This window comes from Alkalinema pantanalense CENA528 (assembly GCF_050753345.1).
GTDB classification, from domain to species: domain Bacteria; phylum Cyanobacteriota; class Cyanobacteriia; order Leptolyngbyales; family Leptolyngbyaceae; genus Alkalinema; species Alkalinema pantanalense.
The window spans coordinates 1-18,725 of record NZ_JBLZFX010000116.1 but is presented as its reverse complement, the minus strand read 5'-3'; the positions used below and the strand labels follow the sequence as shown (position 1 = coordinate 18,725).

Here is an 18,725-nt window from a genome sequence, read left to right as displayed (position 1 = left end):
AATAAAATCCCGATGGGGTAGGGGGTAGGGGGGTAGAAGGGGAGGAGGGTGGGGGGATGAAGAGGGGATATTATTTCTTTGCAAATCCCTAAGCTCAGTCATTACCCAAATCGGACTGGATTGCGCTTAACAAAATTTGAACCATTTCCTATTGCATTCATGAGGGCATAGCTATGTTTACCCATACCCAAAGTGACCCAGTGCGTCAGCAGGCATTAACGGCATTAACGGCGGCCTTTATTGCCCAAGGCCATCCGGCGGATTACGCTAAGCAAATGGCGATCGCCACTGTTTTTCAAACGGATTTGGAATTACGCAATGCCCAACTCGCGCGACTTTTAGCTTGGTTGAAAGAAACCCATCCTGAAATTGCGATCGCGGCCAATACCCTAGTTGAACAAACGCGGGAAGAATTTGAACAACGGGTACAACAAGGTTAGTCATTGATTAGAAACAATCCCGACTTTTTCACAATTTAATGCATTATCGAAATTGATCCAATCATGCTTTTGATAGCTGATATGAGATTGGTGAATCCACGGATCTTGAAATCAAGATGCTCTTGGGAAAGCAAATGAACTTCCGTAGATATGGCAGCTAGATTCCTCGACAGGTTGTCTACCTTAAGAACAGCTAAAGATTGGGTGGATACCCAACCACCTGAACAACTCCAACCAACCGACCAACACTGAATTTTCGAGGATCAAACAATGGCTGTTGAAAAAGTAAACTCTTCCTCTAGCTTGGCAGAAGTGGTCGATCGCATCCTGGACAAAGGGATTGTGGTTGATGCATGGGTACGGGTTTCTCTTGTAGGGATTGAGCTACTCTCCATCGAAGCTCGTGTCGTCATTGCCTCCGTAGAAACCTACCTGAAGTATGCCGAAGCTGTGGGTCTGACTTCCCAAGCTGCGGTACCTGCTGCATAAGGTTTGTTGACTGGGTAGGGATGTTCGTTGTGGATGTCCCTGCCAATCGTTCCCTTCAACGCATTTCGTCATGGCTCTCAAAGATATTTGGCAACAGGAACGGCAACGGCGTCAGCAAGGGCTGAGGGCAAGGCAAAAACGGGTAGCTGCGATCCGTGTTACGAACCGCCAATCCCATGCAAAAATGGCGTCCAAAATTCAACAGGAATTGGCAGATATTCGATCGAATCTGGCTCAAGATGACCAACTGCGTCGCCTTGAGTTTCAGTGTTTTCAGGCGGGATTGCAGGCAGATCAACAACAGCGTCAAGACGACGTGCAAGAAATGCTAGCGACCCTGCGCGATCGTCGCCAAGCGGAGGCCCAACAGTCCGCGATCGATCGCAGCTTGTTTGTTACCCAACTGCAAGCTCAAACCGCAGATTTCCTCAATCAGGCGGCAGTTGACCGACAACAGATGGCAGCCGAACTGCAAGCCGACCTACAGAACTGTCGCGCAGCCTTGCAATCGAGTAACCAGGAATTACGCCAAACGCTCCGGGCGGATCTGGACTTGCTCAAAGCAGAAGTGGAAGCCACCTTGCAGGACTATGCTTTGAATCGGCAAGTAATGGGACAGGCGTTGCGGCAGGATTTGTTGGACTCCGTCGATCGCTTGCAATCGGATGTTGCCCAACTGCTGTCGGACTATGCTGAGCAACGGCAAGTACGATCGATCGACCTCGCTGTCCAGCTACAAACCGCCCGCGAAGACCGTCAAGCGGAAATGGCTGAACTGTTTCAAGATTTGGCTGACTTCCGCCAATCCCTCGAGCGATCGGTGCAAGACTTAAAACAATCGGTTTGGGGAGATGGAACCAGCCAACCGGAAACCCTACCCCAGGAAGTACTAGCGCCAATGCCTGTGGTCAATCCCACTGCAGCGATCGCGCCCCCTCAGTCCGCTAAAACACCATCTATTCCAGCGCAGTCTGTCAGAACACAGCCAGTCAAAACGCAGCCAGTCAAAACGCAAGCCCCTAGCTCGAACCAGCCGGTCGCTAGCACGCCCAGTAAAGCACCTGCCAGTAAGACACCTACTGCCAGCGCAAAGCAGCGATCGCCTCAAAAGTCGGCAACTTCCACCCCAACGACGCCCATTCCGGCTGTACCCCTCGCCCAAGCTCCTCAGGAATCATTGCCGATCGAGCAGGTGCTGACAGATTTATTGATGATGGCGCGATCGGATACGCCAGTGAATGCGGAAAGTGTCAAAGAACTTCTGCAATGCGTGGATCAAACCCTGACAGCAAAAGCGGTGCAGCCCGTTTCTTCTGAATCAGCGCTGCTAGAACCGTCATCGGCTAAGACTGCGGAAGCCCACGCTCGATCGACCACCAAGTCCCAAGAATCGCCAGCAACTTCGATGGAAATGCAGATGCTGCATCTGATCCAACAGAGTGATGGTGTTCGTTTATCGGATCTGGAGTCCACTCTAGAGATGCGTCGCGCCGACGCGGTCAGTACGCTGACTCGGTTGATTCGGGAAGGCCATGTGATCCAGCGCGATCGCCTTTACATGGCCCGTTAACCCGTTTTGATCGATCTGTGTGGCCGATCGATTCTATGGACGGTTGCTCGGTTTTGCTAAACCAACTGGATTAACGCTAGTTGCCCCTAGCGTTATCCGTAGCAATCCATCCCTGCCCTGTCTAGACATTAGTTTGTAGCCTTTTATTTTGAGGAAGTGACTGTGACCACTGTACTTCGTACCAGCCCCCGACGATTTGTCACAACTCCAGCGATCGAACGCGTGACAGCGCGGGCGCTTCGGTACTTGCTATCGGGATTCTCAATCCATTTACGTGGCCCCGCCGGAACGGGCAAAACCACCCTGGCGTTACATCTAGCGGATTTGCTAGAACGTCCGATGATGCTGATGTTTGGCGATGATGATGCCAAAACTTCGGATCTCATTGGGACCCAAGCCGGTTACACCCGCAAAAAAGTCGTGGATAACTACATCCACAGTGTTGTCAAAGTGGAAGACCAACTGCGGCAAACCTGGGTGGATTCGCGTTTAACCTTGGCTTGTCGGGAAGGCTTCACCCTGATTTACGACGAGTTCAACCGATCGCGCCCGGAAGTGAACAACGTTCTGCTGTCAGTGCTGGAGGAAAAAATTCTGGTACTGCCGCCGGAAAGCAATCGGGTGGAATATGTGCGGGTTAACCCTCAGTTCCGCGCCATCTTTACCTCCAACCCGGAAGAATACTGCGGTGTTCACTCCACCCAGGATGCGTTGATGGATCGCCTCATTACCATCACGATGCCGGAACCGGATGAACTCACCCAGCAGGAAATTCTGGTACAAAAGGTGGAGATCGATCGGGCGAGTGCGGCCTTAATTGTGCGTTTGGTCAAAGCCTTCCGGGCGGAAACCAAAACGTCCAATTCCTCCGGGCTTCGGTCTTGCTTGATGATCAGCACCATCTGCCGGGATCATGACATCGAGATTTCGCTCCATAATCCCGACTTCCGCGACGTTTGCCAGGACATTTTGCTGTCCCGATCACCCTTGGAAATGGAAGAGGCAACCACACTGCTGTGGCATTTAATGCAGGGCGCAGCCCCCATTCCAGAAAGCCAATCCATTCTGAAGGAACTGGTGCCTGTGCAAACGGTGTCAGTCCCCCAACCCGCGACTGCGATCGCGCCAACTCTTTCCCCAGAACCTGTTGACAACACTTCCATTCCTGAAATCCTAATTCCCCAAGCGATCGTTAGTGCATCCAACGACTTCTTAGGTGATGAATTTGTCGGCGATGAACCAGTCGGTAATGAATCGATCGACGATGAATCAGTCGGTAATGCATCGGGAGATTATGCATCTGCGGTTGCTGAAGCCGGGTTGGGTGAATCTGTATTGAGTGAAGACCCGATCTTTGCATCTATTTCTGAGACGTTGCCCGAAACATCACCTGAAACACTGCCTGAACCCCAGGTAGAAGCGGTGGCTGATGCGATCGTCATGATTCTGGAGCCAGAAGCCCAAATTGAGCCCGAGGTTGAGGCCCTAGAAGTTGAGACAGTCCAGAATGCTAGCGAATTCGACGAGATGCCCGCAGCAGAGGAGATCGCTAGCGAGTTGACCGATGTGTTAGCCATGCTGCCCGATGACTGGGAAACTGAGGCTGAGCCGGAAGCCCCCGTGCAGTTGTCGATCGAGGAGCAGATTTACCAATACCTAACCCTTTGTACCAGTGGAGCAAGGCTGTCTGAAATTGAAGGCGAACTGGGTTTACAACGCAGCCAAACCGTAGACGCCCTGCGGAAATTAGCGCAAGAGAAACGCCTTGCCCATCGTGATCGTTCATTCTTTGCAATTCCCTAGGAGCTTGCCATGAGTTATTCGTCGGCAATGCCCCCGACTGGATTGCAATCCAATTTGCGATCGGATGCAGCGAAATCCATCACCACGTCCACCCAAGGCTCTACCCTCGCCGATGTGTTGGAACGGGTACTGGATAAGGGAATTGTGATTGCCGGAGATATTTCTGTTTCCGTTGCCCATACGGAATTGCTAAATATTCGGATTCGGTTATTAATTTCCTCCGTTGATAAGGCGCGGGAAATTGGGGTGAACTGGTGGGAAAACAATCCTCACTTCAGTAGCCAAACCCAAACCCTTGTAGAACAAAACCAGAAGTTGCTCAACCGGGTGGAACAACTGGAAGCGGAACTACAAGCCCTCAAAGCCCTACCGCAGCAGCCGATCGGTTAATTTAACGTCTTAACTAACCCCTGATACCCAATTGATTGATTGATACCCTAGATCCGATCCCCCCTAGCCCCCCTTAAAAAGGGGGGAACTAGAAAAAGGGAAATAAAAGCTTCAAAGTCCCCCTTTTTCTTGGCGTAGCCTCTCCGCAGGAGATAGGGGGATTTAGGGGGATCATCATCTGTTGCAATCACCAATTGATTTGGTATTCAATAACCTCTTGCCCCCTCCTATTGCCGTGTCCCTTGAAGTTTCCCCTGTAAACCCCGATGCCCCCGATCTCGGATCGATCGTTCCCGAACCTGCGGGTAAACGAGATGCGGGCTTGGCCCCTTTACTATTGACGGTGGTTGAACTAATCCGTCAACTGATGGAGGCGCAGGTGATCCGCCGGATGGACAGCGGAGAACTCACCGACGAACAACTCGATCGAGCTGCGGACAGCTTACAAACGTTAGAACAGCAAGTTTTAGAAATTTGCAAAATCTTTGAAATTGACCCGGCGGATTTGAATCTGGATCTGGGCGAGGTGGGTACTCTATTACCAAAAGCAGGGGGCTACTATCCCGGTCAACCGACCGAAAAACCCACCCTTTTGGAATTGCTCGATCGCCTGTTAAATACGGGCATTGTTGTGCAAGGCAGCGTGGATTTGGGGCTGGCCCAGTTGGATTTGATTCATGCCAAATTGCAATTGGTTTTGACTTCTAAGCCCATCTAAATGCCTGTTCAGCGTTCCTACTCAGCGATCGCTCAGTTACTGTTAACCCTTACATTAAATCCTCTGCTTCCACTTTCGACGTCCCAGTCTCTTCCCCCAAGTCTCTGAGGTATTCTTCCATGGCCCACGGTTTATATTTGTACGGCATCTTTCCCAGCCCCGGCCCCACCGGATTAGAGCTAGAAGGCTTAGATCAACAGCCGGTTCAGGCCCATATGGTTGAAGATTTTGTCTTCCTATATTCCGAAGCAAAGCAGACTCGCTATCTCGCCAGTCGGCGCAATTTGTTAGGCCATGAAAAAGTGTTGGAAAAAGCCATGGGTGAAGGCTATCGCACCGTTTTACCCTTACGATTTGGCTTAACGATCCAGGATTGGCAAACGGTGAATGAGCAGTTGATTGCACCCCGTAGCACGGAAATGAAAGCCTTGTTAGCGCGACTGGACGGATACCGCGAAGTGGGTGTGAAGGTGTTTTGGGATGCGGAGGCAGAATTACAGCTTCTGATGGCAGAAAATGCAACGCTGAGGGCCGAACGCGATCGCATGTCTGGACGCAACCTGAGCATGGATGAAGTAGTGCGGATTGGCCAAGCGATCGAGCAGGCGATGGATGCACGGCGCAACGCGATTATCCAGGCTTTTCGAACGGGCTTGAGTGCCTTGGCGATCGAGGTGGTGGAGAATGACAATCTTACGGAAGCGATGGTTTATAACGCTGCATTCTTGATTCCCTGGGACGGAGAATCGGCCTTCAGTCAGCAAGTGGAAGCGATCGATCAACAATTTCCCGATCGTCTCAAAATCCGCTACAACAACTTCACCGCTCCCTATAACTTTGCGCAGCTTCATTAAATCAAACTGTTTTTGGAATGGAACTGAGGGATTTTAAGAATGCTGCATCAAATTTTGTTTGCACCGATTACGGGTTTGACTTGGATCGCAGAACAAGTTCACGATCGCGTCATGGTGGAACTGGATCAAAAGGAAAATTTACACAAACGGCTGTTAGCCCTGCAAATGGCCTTTGATATGGGAGAACTGGACGAAGAGACTTTTGAAATCCAAGAAGAGGAACTGTTGTTAGCCATTCAGGCCATGGAGGAGGCTGAGTAGATATGTATACCTATGCCTTCACCGACGATACCAATATTTGTCTGCCCACTGGGATGGCCAATGAGTTAACGATCGTCAAGCACCATGGAATTTCTGCCATTGTCGAACCGGGTTTTAGTCTTCGATCCTGCGAAGAAGACGATCGCGCCTTGCTTCAGGCCGTGATGATTCATGATTGTGTATTGCGGGTTCTGTTTGCTCAGACGACAATTCTGCCCCTCCGATTTGGGACTGAATTTGCGTCGGAGTATGATTTGCTCCAGCATTTGCAGGAGAGCGCTTCTCACTATCTCAACAAACTGACCGATCTAGATGGCAAAGCAGAATATTTGTTAAAGCTCTCTCCCGTGGATTGCCCGGAAGAAGATCTCAACCCACAACTCAAAGGCCGCGCTTATTTTCAAGCGAAAAAGCAGATGGCAGAGCGCCAATATGACTGGCAACAAAAGCAAAGAACCTCCTTTGAAATGATGTTGGGCATGATGGCAACGATCGGGGCCAAGTTCGTTGCAGGTAGTGGCCATCAGGTGCACTTGTTGCTCGATCGGGCCAATAATCTTCAGCAAACGGTTTCAGACTGGCAGTCCCATTGTCCATTTTGGCAAGTGCAAGTGAGTGAAGAATTGCCCCCCTATCATTTTGTTTAGGGAACGGTGTACCAATACAATCCCAAGGGGATGGGTAGAGGGGTGGATGGGTAGATGAATCGGGGCGGTTATTTCTTAGAAAATTCCTGAGTGGGAACTGGTTGTTGAGTTGGAACGGATCTCTGGTGTGACCTGCCAAGGGCTGGTACCCTGAACAATTGAGGACACAGTAGAATAGCTTTGCTGAGTAAGGGCAACGCTGAGCAAGGAGTACCCCATGACCTTTGACCCGCAGTCTGCGTCTAGCAACAAATCTTCGGCGCAGATCGATCGAGCCGATCGGGTGCCTATCATCACTGCCCAGAATGTCCAGAAATGGTACGGCCAGTTTCAAGTGCTACAAGGGGTGAGCCTAGAAGTCTATCCCGGTGAGGTGGTGGTGGTCATGGGGCCGTCGGGGTCTGGGAAGTCCACCTTCATCCGCACCTTTAATGCGCTGGAAGAGTACCAGCAGGGACAAATTACGATCGACGGGATTGAACTCTCCCAAGACCTGAAGAATATCGAAAAAATCCGCCAGGAAGTGGGCATGGTCTTCCAGCAGTTCAACCTGTTTCCCCACCTGACGGTGCTGCAAAACATCACCCTGGCTCCCACCCACGTCCGAAAATGGAGCGCCGCCAAAGCCGAAGAGGTCGCCATGCAACTGCTGGAACGGGTGGGCATTCTGGAACAGGCTCACAAGTATCCCGGTCAGCTTTCCGGGGGCCAGCAGCAGCGGGTCGCGATCGCCCGTGCCCTGGCCATGCAGCCCAAAATTATGCTGTTTGATGAACCCACCTCGGCCCTTGACCCAGAAATGGTGCGAGAGGTGCTGGATGCAATGAAATCCCTGGCCCAGTCTGGTATGACCATGGTCGTGGTGACCCATGAGGTGGGCTTTGCACGGGAAGTGGCCGATCGCATCGTTTTTATGGACAGTGGTGCGATCGTCGAAATTGCCCCGCCGGAGGAATTCTTCCAAAATCCCCAAGAAGAGCGTACCCAGCGGTTTTTAGCTCAAATTCTATAGCGTTCTGGCCCAAGTCCCATAACGGGTGAAATGGCACAGCCAGGATAATTAAATCTCGAAAAGTTAACCGAATAGGATAACTTAAGCGGTATTTCTTAACGAAACCCTAGGGATTTGTTAAAACATGCTGCGACGATCGTGCTTGAGACTCAGAATATCGGGATAATGTCATCAAGCAGGTACAGCTTATCTCAAAGTTAAACGCAAGGTTGAAGAGGTGACGAGCCTCAGGATTCGTCAATATTTACCTAGATACTATGGATTTAGGTCTTCTGCACAAATATTTCGAATTCTCCTCTCCCCGTGCTGGAATTCTCGCTGAACTCCTTCCAGTACGTCCCAAGGTCTCTATTCCAAAAATTTCTATCCTCGTGGTTTAGTGATCGGCTCTCCATCTCTTCATCCCTCCAACTCATTCGCTACATCCATTCGCTACATGTAAGAGAGGGATCTATCATGACCGAAAGAAGACTCTCGGGGTCACGAAGCGTTGCGATCGTTGGCCCCTACCTCAGCGGAAAAACCACGTTATTAGAAAGCTTACTATTTGTCACGGGAGCCATTACCCGTAAAGGTTCGGTTCAAGAGAAAAATACGGTCGGGGATAGTTCGCCAGAAGCCCGCGATCGGCAAATGTCCGTTGAAGTGAACGCCGCCAGCACATCCCATGGCGGTATTTTATTGACTGTTTTAGACTGCCCCGGTTCCGTGGAATTTGCCCAGGAAACCTACAATGCCCTCGTGGGTGTGGATGCGGTGGTCATTGTCTGCGAACCAGTGGTCGATCGGGTTTTGAATCTATCCCCCCTCTTCAAATTCCTGGATGATTTGAAAATCCCGCACCTGGTCTTCCTCAATAAAATGGATCGGGCCGATGTGGACTTTATGGAGGTGCTGCATGCGCTGAAGGGCATTTCCAGCCGACCGCTGGTGCCGCACCAATATCCGATCGGTCGGGGCGAAAATCTGCTGGGATTTATCGATCTAGTCACCGAGCAAGCCTTCCACTACCACCCCGGCGCTCCGGCAGATCCGGTTCCTTTCCCCAAGGAACTGGAAACGGAGGAACACATCGCTAGAACAGAAATGTTGGAAACGCTAGCGAACTTCGATGATCACTTACTGGAGGAATTGCTAGAAGATATTGCGCCATCGGAAGATGAAATTTTCCAAGATCTGAAGATGGAATTGGGAGCCGATCAAATTGTGCCGGTATTCTTTGGCATGGCCGATCGGGATTTTGGGGTACGACCTTTATTGGATGCCTTAGTGCGTGAAGCGCCGGAAGCCGATGCCACCGCCGATCATTGGGGCTTAGTCGCTGCGGGGAAAGACCCGATCGCGCAAGTGCTCAAAACCTACTACACCCCCCAAGGCGGCAAGCTGACGCTAGCGCGGGTTTGGCAGGGCGAAATTACCGATGGCATGACGCTGAACGGAGTCAGAATCGGTGGACTCTATCGCCTCACGGGGATGCAAACGCAGTCAGTGCAAACGGCGCGGGCGGGGGACATTGTGGCCTTGGGGCGGATGGAAGGCATTAAAACCGGAGACATTCTCACCACTGGCACTAATTTACAACCCTTACCACAGGCAGAACTGATTTCTCCTGTATTCGCCTTAGCGATCGCAGCGGAAAAACGCAACGATGAAGTAAAACTCACCACAGCATTGACCAAACTGTTGGAAGAAGATCCGGCGCTGAGTTGGGAACACCATCCCGATACCCATGAAATTATTCTGTGGGGACAAGGGGATATCCATTTGCAAGTGGCCCTCGATCGCCTACGGCGGAAATATAACCTGCCCATGGTGACCCGCAAACCGCAGGTTCCCTACAAGGAAACCATTCGCAAATCCACCAAATCCCACGGGCGTTACAAACACCAAACCGGTGGCCATGGGCAGTTTGGCGATGTGCATTTAGAGATTAAACCCGTGGGTCGGGGTGATGGCTTCAGCTTTAGCGAAACCATTGTCGGCGGTGTTGTTCCTAGACAATACATTCCGGGGGTGGAAATGGGGGTGCGAGAATACCTCAATCAGGGGCCGTTGGGATTCCCGATCGTGGATATTGCTGTAACGCTGACCGATGGCTCTTACCACAACGTGGATAGTTCCGAACAAGCGTTCAAGCAAGCAGGACGCATTGCCATGCAAGAAGGGCTTATCAAGTGCGAACCAATTTTGCTGGAACCGATTCTCAGCATTACGATTTCCGTCCCCACGGACTTTACCTCCAAGGTGCTGCGCTTGGTCAGTGGTCGTCGGGGCCAAATCCTGGGCTATGACGCCAAAGCGGGTTGGGTCGGCTGGGATGAGGTGCAAGCCCAAATTCCCCAGGCGGAAATGCACGACATGATTGTGGAGCTACGATCGCTCACCATGGGGGTCGGGAATTTTGCTTGGCAGTACGACCACTTGCAGGAAGTACCGGATAAGTTGGCAGAGCGAATCCTGGCTAAAACGGATAAGGGAACCGTGACAACTAACGGGAAACGTTAGAGAGGAAGGCTATGGTTTGCGATCTATGGTTTGCGATCTATAGACCTATAGTTTGAAGCCTAGTCGATCGAAAGACTTGGGGCAGATCGGGATGGATTGCGGAAGCGATCGATTACCATAGATCTGCCCTTTTGTTGTGATCTCCCATGACTGCTACTTCCACGCCCAAGCCTTGGCCCAAGCCCGCGATCGCGACAAAAGTATTCCACTGGCTCAATCTCATCAGTGTGGCGATCATGCTCACCAGTGGTCTGCAAATTTATAATGCTAATCCAGTCTTTGGAGGCCGAGCGGGTTGGCACATTCCCCCCATTTTGGGCCTCGGTGGCTGGTTGGCGGGGGGACGCGATTGGCACTTTGCCGGGATGAATCTCTTCGCCCTCAATTTGTTGTGGTATGGCGTTTATATTTTGGCGACCCGGCGCTGGAGAATTCGCTATGTGGGCTGCAATGATGGGAAAGCTTTAATCCAAGGTAAAAATCCCAAACGCAAAGTTTATGCATTGCATCGCTTGGTTTATACCGCGATCGTACCTATGTTGTTACTAGCGATCCTGACAGGGTTAGGCATGTACAAACCAGCACAATTTGCTTGGATTCTGGAACTTTTTGGCAACGACTGGCAAGCGCTTCGCACGGTACATTTTCTAACGGTTCCCATCACGTTAGTTTTTACTGCGCTGCACTCAACCTTAGCCCTACGGGCAGGGGGTTCTCGGATGGTGGAATCAATGTTTTGGTAAACCGTTCCCGCAACACCTACCAATCCCGTCGATCAGAATAGTCTTCCGAGGATTTGGGATCCAGTTCCCAACGATGGGAGTCTCGATTTTCCAGCATTTCTGTAGTGTGGAGCCACTCCCGATCGGGAATTTCAATGCCCACCGCAACGGCTAAGTCCTCAACAACGTTTTGTTCTGGGGTGGGTGCTGTGCCGCCAACGGCTTCTTCGCCGGAAACTTGCGCTAGGGACTGATCAATATTGAAATCTCCGCCGGTGGTCGAAGCCCCGGTTGAACTGTGGTTTTGGAGTTGTTGCAAAACCCGACCCATTCCAGTATCCCGATCGGTCAGTCCAGCCCAAAGGGGCGATCGGGCATTTTGTAAATTGGGGGAATGCTTGAGAATTTCGTTTTCCATTAGGGGGGGAACTGGATGAAGGTGCGTTGGTGCAGGGTGATTATCATCGCGTTCCAAGGAGGATTTTTTCAGCATAGTGAACTCTCCGAGAATAGTGGCTGTAATTTCCACTACAGTACTTTCTTGCTATCTCTAGCATATAAATAATTTCTAAATCTCATCAGATTAAATACATTACTTTTTACATTACCGATCTTATATCGCTGAGTTTACATGGCTGGGGTTATATCCCTAAAAAATAAGACTAGAAACAGACTGTCCTGCTTCTAGTCCCGAAGGGTTTGAGTGTTGGAAAAGGAAGGAATCAAATTGAGAAATGACTAGGTTGAACGATGACTATTCTTCGTCATCTTCCTCTTCATCATCTTCTCCATCCCACGTTTCTTGGGTATAGCCGAGGGCTTCAGCAGATTGACGTTCTGAACCGCTCAAATCTTCCCAATACTTTTCGCTGGATGCAGGCGGATCAGTTTCTTCTTCCCAACTGTCCGCATCCCAACCCAAATTGCCCCAAAGTTGTTGTTCTGTTTGGCTCAAGTCATCCCAGCTCAAATCATCCCATACTTCAGAAGGATCGCCGACCACAGCCCGAACGTCTGCCATGAGAATTTTCCTTAACGTTTCAAGGTAATTAACTCTAGGCTGCCCACATTATTCGCTAAGAGAACAAAAGAAAGGGGCAAATCCGAAGGAGCATACTCTACGGAGTGACGATTAGTTCGATCGAGTCACTCGCACACCCGCTTTAATCTGCCCTGTGGGGTGGGTAATCACCGTTTCGCCTTCGGTTAATCCTTGACGCACCTCTGCCGCCGCTTCACTGCGGTGGCCAATCGTGATCGATCGCTGCTGCACAACACCATCCTGGACAACAAACGTACACCAAGCAGTGTCTTGGCAGCGGAATAGCGCACTAACGGGAACTTGCAACACCTGCTGACCCTGCCAGACGATAAAATTGACATCCACCCGATAGGCATCGCCAAAGCGATCGCCGGAATCGATAAAATCCCCAATCACATTGACCCGCTGTTCTTCCACGCCGAGGGCGGAGACTTTAGTAAAGGCGGACGGTTCAATTAACCGGACTTTGGCCCGAATTGCTGGGTTGCCGCTGCCTTGGGCAATCAAAATGGGGGTTCCCGGTTTGAGCTGAACGGCATCGGTGGAGAGGACATCAATGACTAGCTCTAGCTGTTTGGGGTTGGCAATTTCGATCAGGGGTGTGCCTTCGGTGACGTATTGGGAACTTTTTTGGCGAATCCGTAGGACTTTACCGGCGATCGGCGATCGAATGACTGTGCGTTGGGCCTCTTTTTGCACCTTGGCCAGTTCAGCTTCAGCGCTTACAATGCGGGCATCATAAACCCGGAGGAGATAATCGGGATCGGACTGTTCTTTTTGCACCACAACTAGCGCCGCCTTAGCAACCTCCACCTCAGCAGCAGCAGCTTGGGCAGCTAGTTTTGCAGTTTCCAAATCTTTTGCTTTGCTGATGGCATTCAGTTCACTGATTTCTCTAGCATTGCGAGAAATTGCGCCTTGGGATTCTAATTGCCGCGATCGATCTTGATCCCGTTGGGCTTGCTCCCAATCTGCTTGAGCTTGGGCAACCTGCGCTTCGGCCTGTCGATAGCGGGCTTCTGCGGCTTGGATGCGAGTCCGGGCTTGGTCGATCGTTTCTGTTTTGGGACGCTGGGTGGCCACGCCTGCCCGTTCGGCTCGCCATTCTGCCAATTGGCTGAGAGCCGCTTGGACGGAAGCATTGGCCGGTAATGGATCGATCTGAGCCACCACGCTACCCACTTGCACTGAATCGCCTTCTTCGAGCACAATGCGATCGAGGCGTCCAGCAACGTCGGCGGCAATGACATAGCGATCGCGCACCCGAGTTTTTCCTTCGGCCTGCAATGTGACCTGGAGATCTCCCCGGCTCACCGGGGCTAGATCGACCGGAATGGGACGAGGCTGAAAGGCCCAAACCGTGACTGCCACAACTCCAACCCCCAGGGCCCCATAAATCAGCGGTTTCCAGGCAAGCCTTGGCAATTGGTGCGAGGGCGGTGGAGATGGCGATCGCGGTAAGGGCGGTGGCTCTGAAGGAGGGAATTCAGACGACAATCTTTCCGGTGCTGCGGGGGACTGCATCGGCTTTGAGTTAGGGTTGGAATCGGTGAAGGGACGAAATTGTGTCATCGTAGTGATTTCCCGCAATGTAGTGATTTCCCACAATGTAGTGATTTCCCACAATTTGCTGGTTACAGGCATCTTGCCTCTAGCCTGTCACAGCCGCGTGAGGAACCTGTGAGGACGGTATTTGCTAGACTAAACGAGGATTTTTCCGTACGTCATTTCACGATCGAACCTACTGATTGAATACCATGACTAACATTTCCAATATCACCGTCAAAACCATTGCTGGCGATGAAAAGAAACTCGCGGACTATGCAGGCCATGTTTTGCTGATCGTTAATGTGGCGTCCTACTGTGGCTACACGGGGCAGTACAAGGGGTTGGAAGCCCTGCAGCAACAATACGCTGATCAAGGGCTGCGAGTATTGGGGTTCCCTTGCAATGACTTTGGGATGCAGGAGCCGGATTCCAATGAAAAAATTCAGCAGTTTTGTGAAACCCGCTATGGAGTAACGTTTGATTTATTTGACAAGGTGAAAATCCTCGGCAGCGATCGCCATCCGCTCTACGCAGAACTGACCCAAACGCAACCCCAAGGGGACGTGAAATGGAACTTTGAAAAATTCCTGGTGAACAAGCAAGGGGAAGTGGTGGCTCGCTATGCCAGCAATGCAACCCCTGAGAGCTTGGTTTCCGCGATCGAAGCCGAGCTAGCCAAGTAGCGCCAGCAGTTATCGCAACCGCCTAATTGCACCCATCTCATCGCAACCGTCTGACTCAAAGTGCCGGGAGCCTAAACGCGCTCCTGGCCTATCCAGTTTAGGATTCAACAGTACAATAGAGGGCAATGACCCTTGAACAAACAATTGGATTTGGCTATGGTGGGACTTTTTCGGCGCAAAACATGGCGATGGGTTGCTCTCTGGGCCACGATCGCCCTCTGCCTTTCGCTGCAATTAGCAGCCTGTAGTCCTGCCAATTTCAAAAGCCAAGCGGCCCGCGTCCCTGAACTCATCATTAGCCAAACTAGTAATCCTAAAACCTTTAACTATGCGCTGAGCAACGAAAGCCCTAACGTTTTTGGTTACCTTTATGAAGGCTTGATCAACGAAAATACCTTGACTGGCGAACTAGAACCTATCCAAGCAGAGTCTTGGGAAGTTTCGCCCGATAAAAAACGAGTGATTGTCACCCTACGGCCTGACTTGAAATGGTCGGACGGACAACCATTGACGGCAGATGATGTAGTGTTTAGTTTTCGGGATGTGTATTTCAACCCTGATATCCCGACGGATATTCAAGATGTGCTCAAAATTGGTAAAGATCGTAAACTTCCAACCATTCGCAAAATTGACGATCGGCGGGTGGAATTTACCACACCAGAACCCTTTGCACCGTTCCTACGCCAGCTAGGTCTGGCCATTTTGCCGAAACATGTGTTGGAAGCCACGGTGCGAGAAAAGGTGGATGGCAAACCGAAGTTTCTGTCCACTTGGACCACGGAAACCGATCCCAAGCAGATCGTTTGCAATGGCATGTATGTGCTGGATAGCTACACCCCTAACCAACGGGTAATTTTTAAACGCAACCCCAATTACTGGCGCAAAGATCAGAAAAATCAACAGCAACCCTACATTGAACGGATTGTTTGGAAATCCGTAGAAAATCAAAATACGGAATTGCAACAGTTTCGCTCCGGTGGCCCAGATCTGGTGGAACCGATTCGCCCAGAGGATTTCGCCCTCTTGAAGCAAGAGGAAAAACGGGGCAAATTTACGCTTTATATGGGTGGCCCTCGGCAGATTTTTACCTTTGTGGCCTTCAACCTCAACCAGGGCAAACGCAACGGTAAGCCTTTAGTTGATCCGGTGAAATCCAAGTGGTTTAACAACGTGAAGTTCCGCCAAGCGGTGGCCTATGCCCTGGATCTCGATCGCATGAATACCAACCTGTTTCGCGGTCTAGGGTCACGGGTTCATTCCAGTATTGTGCAGCAAAGCCCCTTTTATTTACCCCCAGAGAAGGGCTTGAAAACTTATAACTACAATCCAGAACGGGCCAGACAAATCCTACAATCCGCAGGCTTCAAATACACCAGCGATAACAAGTTAGTAGACGCTGATGGCAATCCTGTGAAGTTCACAATTACCACCAATGCGAGTAACGTCTTGCGGGTACAAATGATCTCGCAAATCAAACAGGATTTGGCTCAGATTGGCATGGAAGTAGCACTGAGCGCGATCGACTTTAATGTACTCAGTGATAAGGTGGATAACTCCATGGATTGGGATGCGGTGCTAATGGCCTATGGAGGTGGGGGACTCGATCCCCATGGCGGTTCCAATATGTGGCTGACCGATGGCCGATCGCACCTGTTTAACCAAAAACCAGGGCCATCCGCACCTCCAGTGGAAGGACGGGTAGTTTCCGATTGGGAAAAAGAGATTGAGCAACTGTATATCAAAGGTGCTCAGGAACTGGATGAAACGAAGCGAAAACAGATTTACAACCAGTTCCAACAAATTGCCCAGGAACAAGTGCCCTTTATCTACCTCGTCAATGCAAGGATTATGGCAGCGGTGCGCGATCGAATCAAGGGCGTTCGCTATCCAGAAGGCGGAGAAGCCCTGTGGAATCTCCATGAGTTGAAGGTGGAAGACTAATGATCAGTTTTCCAAAAGGGTTGAGAACCGGGTTGGGATTAGGATTACTAGCAATTACGCTAGTGGGTTGTGATCCCCATCGCTGGACAAAAGAGTCTGGAACAACACTGCGATTGCTAACCCCGATCGATCCCAAAACCTTTAATTACGCCAACAGTGCCTCGGTGCCCAATATTTTTCTGTTTAGCCATGAGGGCTTGACCCGCGAAAATGGTATGACGGGGGCAGTGGAACCCGCACTGGCGGAGAAATGGGAGTTCTCACCGGACAAAAAGAAGGTGGTGTTTACCCTGCGGCCAGAGCTGCGCTGGTCCGATGGGCATCCCCTCACCGCAGCGGATGTCGTGTTTACCTATAACGAGATTGTTTTTAACGAAAAGGTGCCGATCGAATCCAAGGATCAAATTCGCATCGGCGCGAAGGGTGAGTTTCCCAAGGTGCGGCAATTGGACGATCGGCGAGTGGAGTTTACCTTTCCGGAACCGTTTTCGCCGTTTCTGCACACAACCACAGGAGGCCGCACGGGTTCGGTGGCCATTCTGCCAAAGCATAAGTTAGAGCGATCGCTCAACGAATTGGATCAAAAGGGGAATCCAAAGTTTCTCAGCACTTGGGGCACGGATACCAATCCGAAGGACATTGTGGTTAACGGCCCTTACATGTTAGACAGTTACACCACGGGACAACGGGTGATTTTTCGCCGCAATCCCTACTACTGGCGTAAGGGAGCGAATGGCGAAACCCTACCGAAAATCGAAAAAATCATTTGGAAGGTCATTGAAAATCAAGATCTGCAATTGCTGAAATTTCGATCGGGCGATTTGGATGTGATGGGAGATGCCCGTCCGTTGAAAGCAGAATATTATGCATTGCTGAAACGGGAAGAGCAACGGGGTAACTTTCGGTTAATGGATGGGGGGCCGTGGTCGGGGGTATTGCAGTTTGTCTTCAATCTGAGTACGGCAAAAAATAAAGATGGCAAACCCTTTGTGGATCCCAAAAAATCCCGCTGGTTCAATAACAAACTATTTCGCCAAGCCGTTGCCTACAGCCTTGATAAGGAACGGGTTAATAACAATATTTTCCGAGGCTTGGGTGTCGTTCAGCATTCCCCGGTTTCCGTGCAAAGTCCCTTTTATCTCTCGCCCCAGCAGGGCTTGAAAACCTATGGCTACAATCCCGCCAAGGCCAAAGAATTACTGCAACAGGCAGGCTTTCGCTACAATGCCCAGGGCGAACTGTTCGACGATCGGGGGAATCGCGTCGAGTTTGAACTCATCACCAATGCCAATAATCTCGTGCGGGTGGCGATCGCGGCGCAGGTGCAGCAGGATTTGAATAAAATCGGCATGAAGGTGAATTTCCAAGCGATTAACTTTAATGTGCTGGTGGACAAGATTAATAGTTCACGGGATTGGGATACCCATATGGTGGGGTTTGAGGGCGGTGTGGAACCCCATTTGGTGGCCAACCTGTGGATGAGCAGTGGCGGTTCCCACTCGTTTAATCTGAAGCAGCAACCGGGGCAGCCACCCATTCAGGACTATGCGCCGAAGCCCTTTGAAGTAGAAATCGATCGCCTGTTCCGGGAAGGGGCACGGGAATTTGACCTAGAAAAACGCAAGAAAATCTATGGGCAATTCCAGCAACTGGTGCAGGAAGAGTTACCGATTATCCATTTGGTCAACGATCGGGCGCTGATGGCGGTGCGTAACCCGGTGCAGGGCTTGCAATACAACGGTTTACCCTTTTGGGGGCTGTGGAACATCGATGAACTCTACCTGACTCAATCCCGTTAGCTCGGTAGTGAGAAAATTGGTAGTGAGGAAATTTACAGCGTCGTGGGATCGATGCCCAGTTCTTGGAGTTTGGCCGCCAACCGATCGGCTCTGTCTTTTTCCGCATCAGCCCACTGCTTTTCGGCTTGGGCCTGTTGGCCTAGTTCCGTAAAGGTTAAGAACCGCTGACCTTGGGGATCGTAAATTTCTAACCCACTGGCCCCGATCGTAAAGCGGATACCCAGCCGAGGACTGACCCAACCCAGGGTAAGCGCATCTTAAAGAGTAGCTCTGTATACAGACGATTTGCATAGACTGTGAG

18 protein-coding genes are annotated in these 18,725 nt (G+C 50.9%); 15 read left to right on the top strand and 3 right to left on the bottom strand.

Annotation, left to right across the window (positions count from 1 at the left end):
* Window positions 1-173: 173 nt before the first annotated feature.
* The 12 genes from ACN4EG_RS24320 (at window position 174) to ACN4EG_RS24265 (ending at window position 11,432) form a co-directional block, all read left to right on the top strand.
* Window positions 174-440, top strand: coding sequence for a hypothetical protein (locus ACN4EG_RS24320; RefSeq protein WP_431632863.1), 267 nt, complete (start codon window positions 174-176; stop codon window positions 438-440).
* 270 nt (window positions 441-710) lie between these two features.
* Window positions 711-929, top strand: coding sequence for a gas vesicle structural protein GvpA (gene gvpA / locus ACN4EG_RS24315; RefSeq protein WP_190575773.1), 219 nt, complete (start codon window positions 711-713; stop codon window positions 927-929).
* 70 nt (window positions 930-999) lie between these two features.
* Window positions 1,000-2,499 (top strand): hypothetical protein, encoded by a 1,500-nt coding sequence (locus tag ACN4EG_RS24310; RefSeq protein WP_431632862.1) that lies wholly within the window; start codon window positions 1,000-1,002, stop codon window positions 2,497-2,499.
* Window positions 2,500-2,661: 162 nt separating this feature from the next.
* A complete protein-coding gene (gene gvpN, locus ACN4EG_RS24305; protein WP_431632861.1) occupies window positions 2,662-4,302 on the top strand; it encodes a gas vesicle protein GvpN in 1,641 nt (546 codons plus the stop codon).
* Window positions 4,303-4,311: 9 nt separating this feature from the next.
* On the top strand, window positions 4,312-4,692 hold the full coding sequence (locus ACN4EG_RS24300) for a gas vesicle protein (protein ID WP_431632860.1): 381 nt from the start codon (window positions 4,312-4,314) through the stop codon (window positions 4,690-4,692).
* Between the two features lie 235 nt (window positions 4,693-4,927).
* On the top strand, window positions 4,928-5,410 hold the full coding sequence (locus tag ACN4EG_RS24295) for a gas vesicle protein K (RefSeq protein ID WP_431632859.1): 483 nt from the start codon (window positions 4,928-4,930) through the stop codon (window positions 5,408-5,410).
* A gap of 119 nt (window positions 5,411-5,529) precedes the next feature.
* Window positions 5,530-6,264, top strand: coding sequence for a gas vesicle protein GvpF (gene gvpF, locus ACN4EG_RS24290; protein WP_431632858.1), 735 nt, complete (start codon window positions 5,530-5,532; stop codon window positions 6,262-6,264).
* 39 nt (window positions 6,265-6,303) lie between these two features.
* A complete protein-coding gene (locus ACN4EG_RS24285; RefSeq protein ID WP_190575759.1) occupies window positions 6,304-6,525 on the top strand; it encodes a gas vesicle protein GvpG in 222 nt (73 codons plus the stop codon).
* A gap of 2 nt (window positions 6,526-6,527) precedes the next feature.
* Entirely contained in the window at window positions 6,528-7,172 is a 645-nt protein-coding gene (locus ACN4EG_RS24280; protein WP_431632857.1) for a GvpL/GvpF family gas vesicle protein, read from the top strand.
* A gap of 217 nt (window positions 7,173-7,389) precedes the next feature.
* The gene (locus ACN4EG_RS24275; RefSeq protein ID WP_431632856.1) at window positions 7,390-8,184 is read left to right on the top strand and encodes an amino acid ABC transporter ATP-binding protein; all 795 of its coding nucleotides are present in this window, start codon (window positions 7,390-7,392) and stop codon (window positions 8,182-8,184) included.
* A 456-nt stretch (window positions 8,185-8,640) separates the two neighbouring features.
* Window positions 8,641-10,689, top strand: coding sequence for an elongation factor G (locus ACN4EG_RS24270; RefSeq protein WP_431632855.1), 2,049 nt, complete (start codon window positions 8,641-8,643; stop codon window positions 10,687-10,689).
* 146 nt (window positions 10,690-10,835) lie between these two features.
* Window positions 10,836-11,432, top strand: coding sequence for a cytochrome b/b6 domain-containing protein (locus ACN4EG_RS24265; RefSeq protein WP_431632854.1), 597 nt, complete (start codon window positions 10,836-10,838; stop codon window positions 11,430-11,432).
* Between the two features lie 16 nt (window positions 11,433-11,448).
* Here the strand turns inward: ACN4EG_RS24265 and ACN4EG_RS24260 are convergent, their stop codons facing one another.
* The 3 genes from ACN4EG_RS24260 to ACN4EG_RS24250 all read right to left on the bottom strand — a co-directional run bounded on the left by ACN4EG_RS24260 (window position 11,449) and on the right by ACN4EG_RS24250 (window position 14,097).
* Entirely contained in the window at window positions 11,449-11,904 is a 456-nt protein-coding gene (locus ACN4EG_RS24260; RefSeq protein WP_431632853.1) for a DUF6335 family protein, read from the bottom strand.
* 261 nt (window positions 11,905-12,165) lie between these two features.
* The gene (locus ACN4EG_RS24255) at window positions 12,166-12,432 is read right to left on the bottom strand and encodes a hypothetical protein (RefSeq protein WP_431632852.1); all 267 of its coding nucleotides are present in this window, start codon (window positions 12,430-12,432) and stop codon (window positions 12,166-12,168) included.
* Between the two features lie 111 nt (window positions 12,433-12,543).
* Entirely contained in the window at window positions 12,544-14,097 is a 1,554-nt protein-coding gene (locus ACN4EG_RS24250; protein WP_431632850.1) for an efflux RND transporter periplasmic adaptor subunit, read from the bottom strand.
* A gap of 113 nt (window positions 14,098-14,210) precedes the next feature.
* Here ACN4EG_RS24250 and ACN4EG_RS24245 point away from each other — a divergent pair, with 113 nt between their 5' ends.
* The 3 genes from ACN4EG_RS24245 (at window position 14,211) to ACN4EG_RS24235 (ending at window position 18,424) form a co-directional block, all read left to right on the top strand.
* Window positions 14,211-14,684: a glutathione peroxidase gene (locus tag ACN4EG_RS24245; RefSeq protein ID WP_431632849.1), complete on the top strand. Its 474-nt coding sequence runs from the start codon at window positions 14,211-14,213 to the stop codon at window positions 14,682-14,684.
* Window positions 14,685-14,840: 156 nt separating this feature from the next.
* Window positions 14,841-16,625, top strand: coding sequence for an ABC transporter substrate-binding protein (locus ACN4EG_RS24240; protein ID WP_431632848.1), 1,785 nt, complete (start codon window positions 14,841-14,843; stop codon window positions 16,623-16,625).
* Window positions 16,625-18,424 carry an ABC transporter substrate-binding protein gene (locus ACN4EG_RS24235; protein WP_431632847.1) on the top strand — a complete coding sequence of 600 codons (1,800 nt, stop codon included), beginning with the start codon at window positions 16,625-16,627 and terminating at the stop codon, window positions 18,422-18,424. The genes ACN4EG_RS24240 and ACN4EG_RS24235 overlap by 1 nt, the downstream gene beginning before the upstream one ends.
* The last annotated feature ends 301 nt before the right edge of the window (window positions 18,425-18,725 follow it).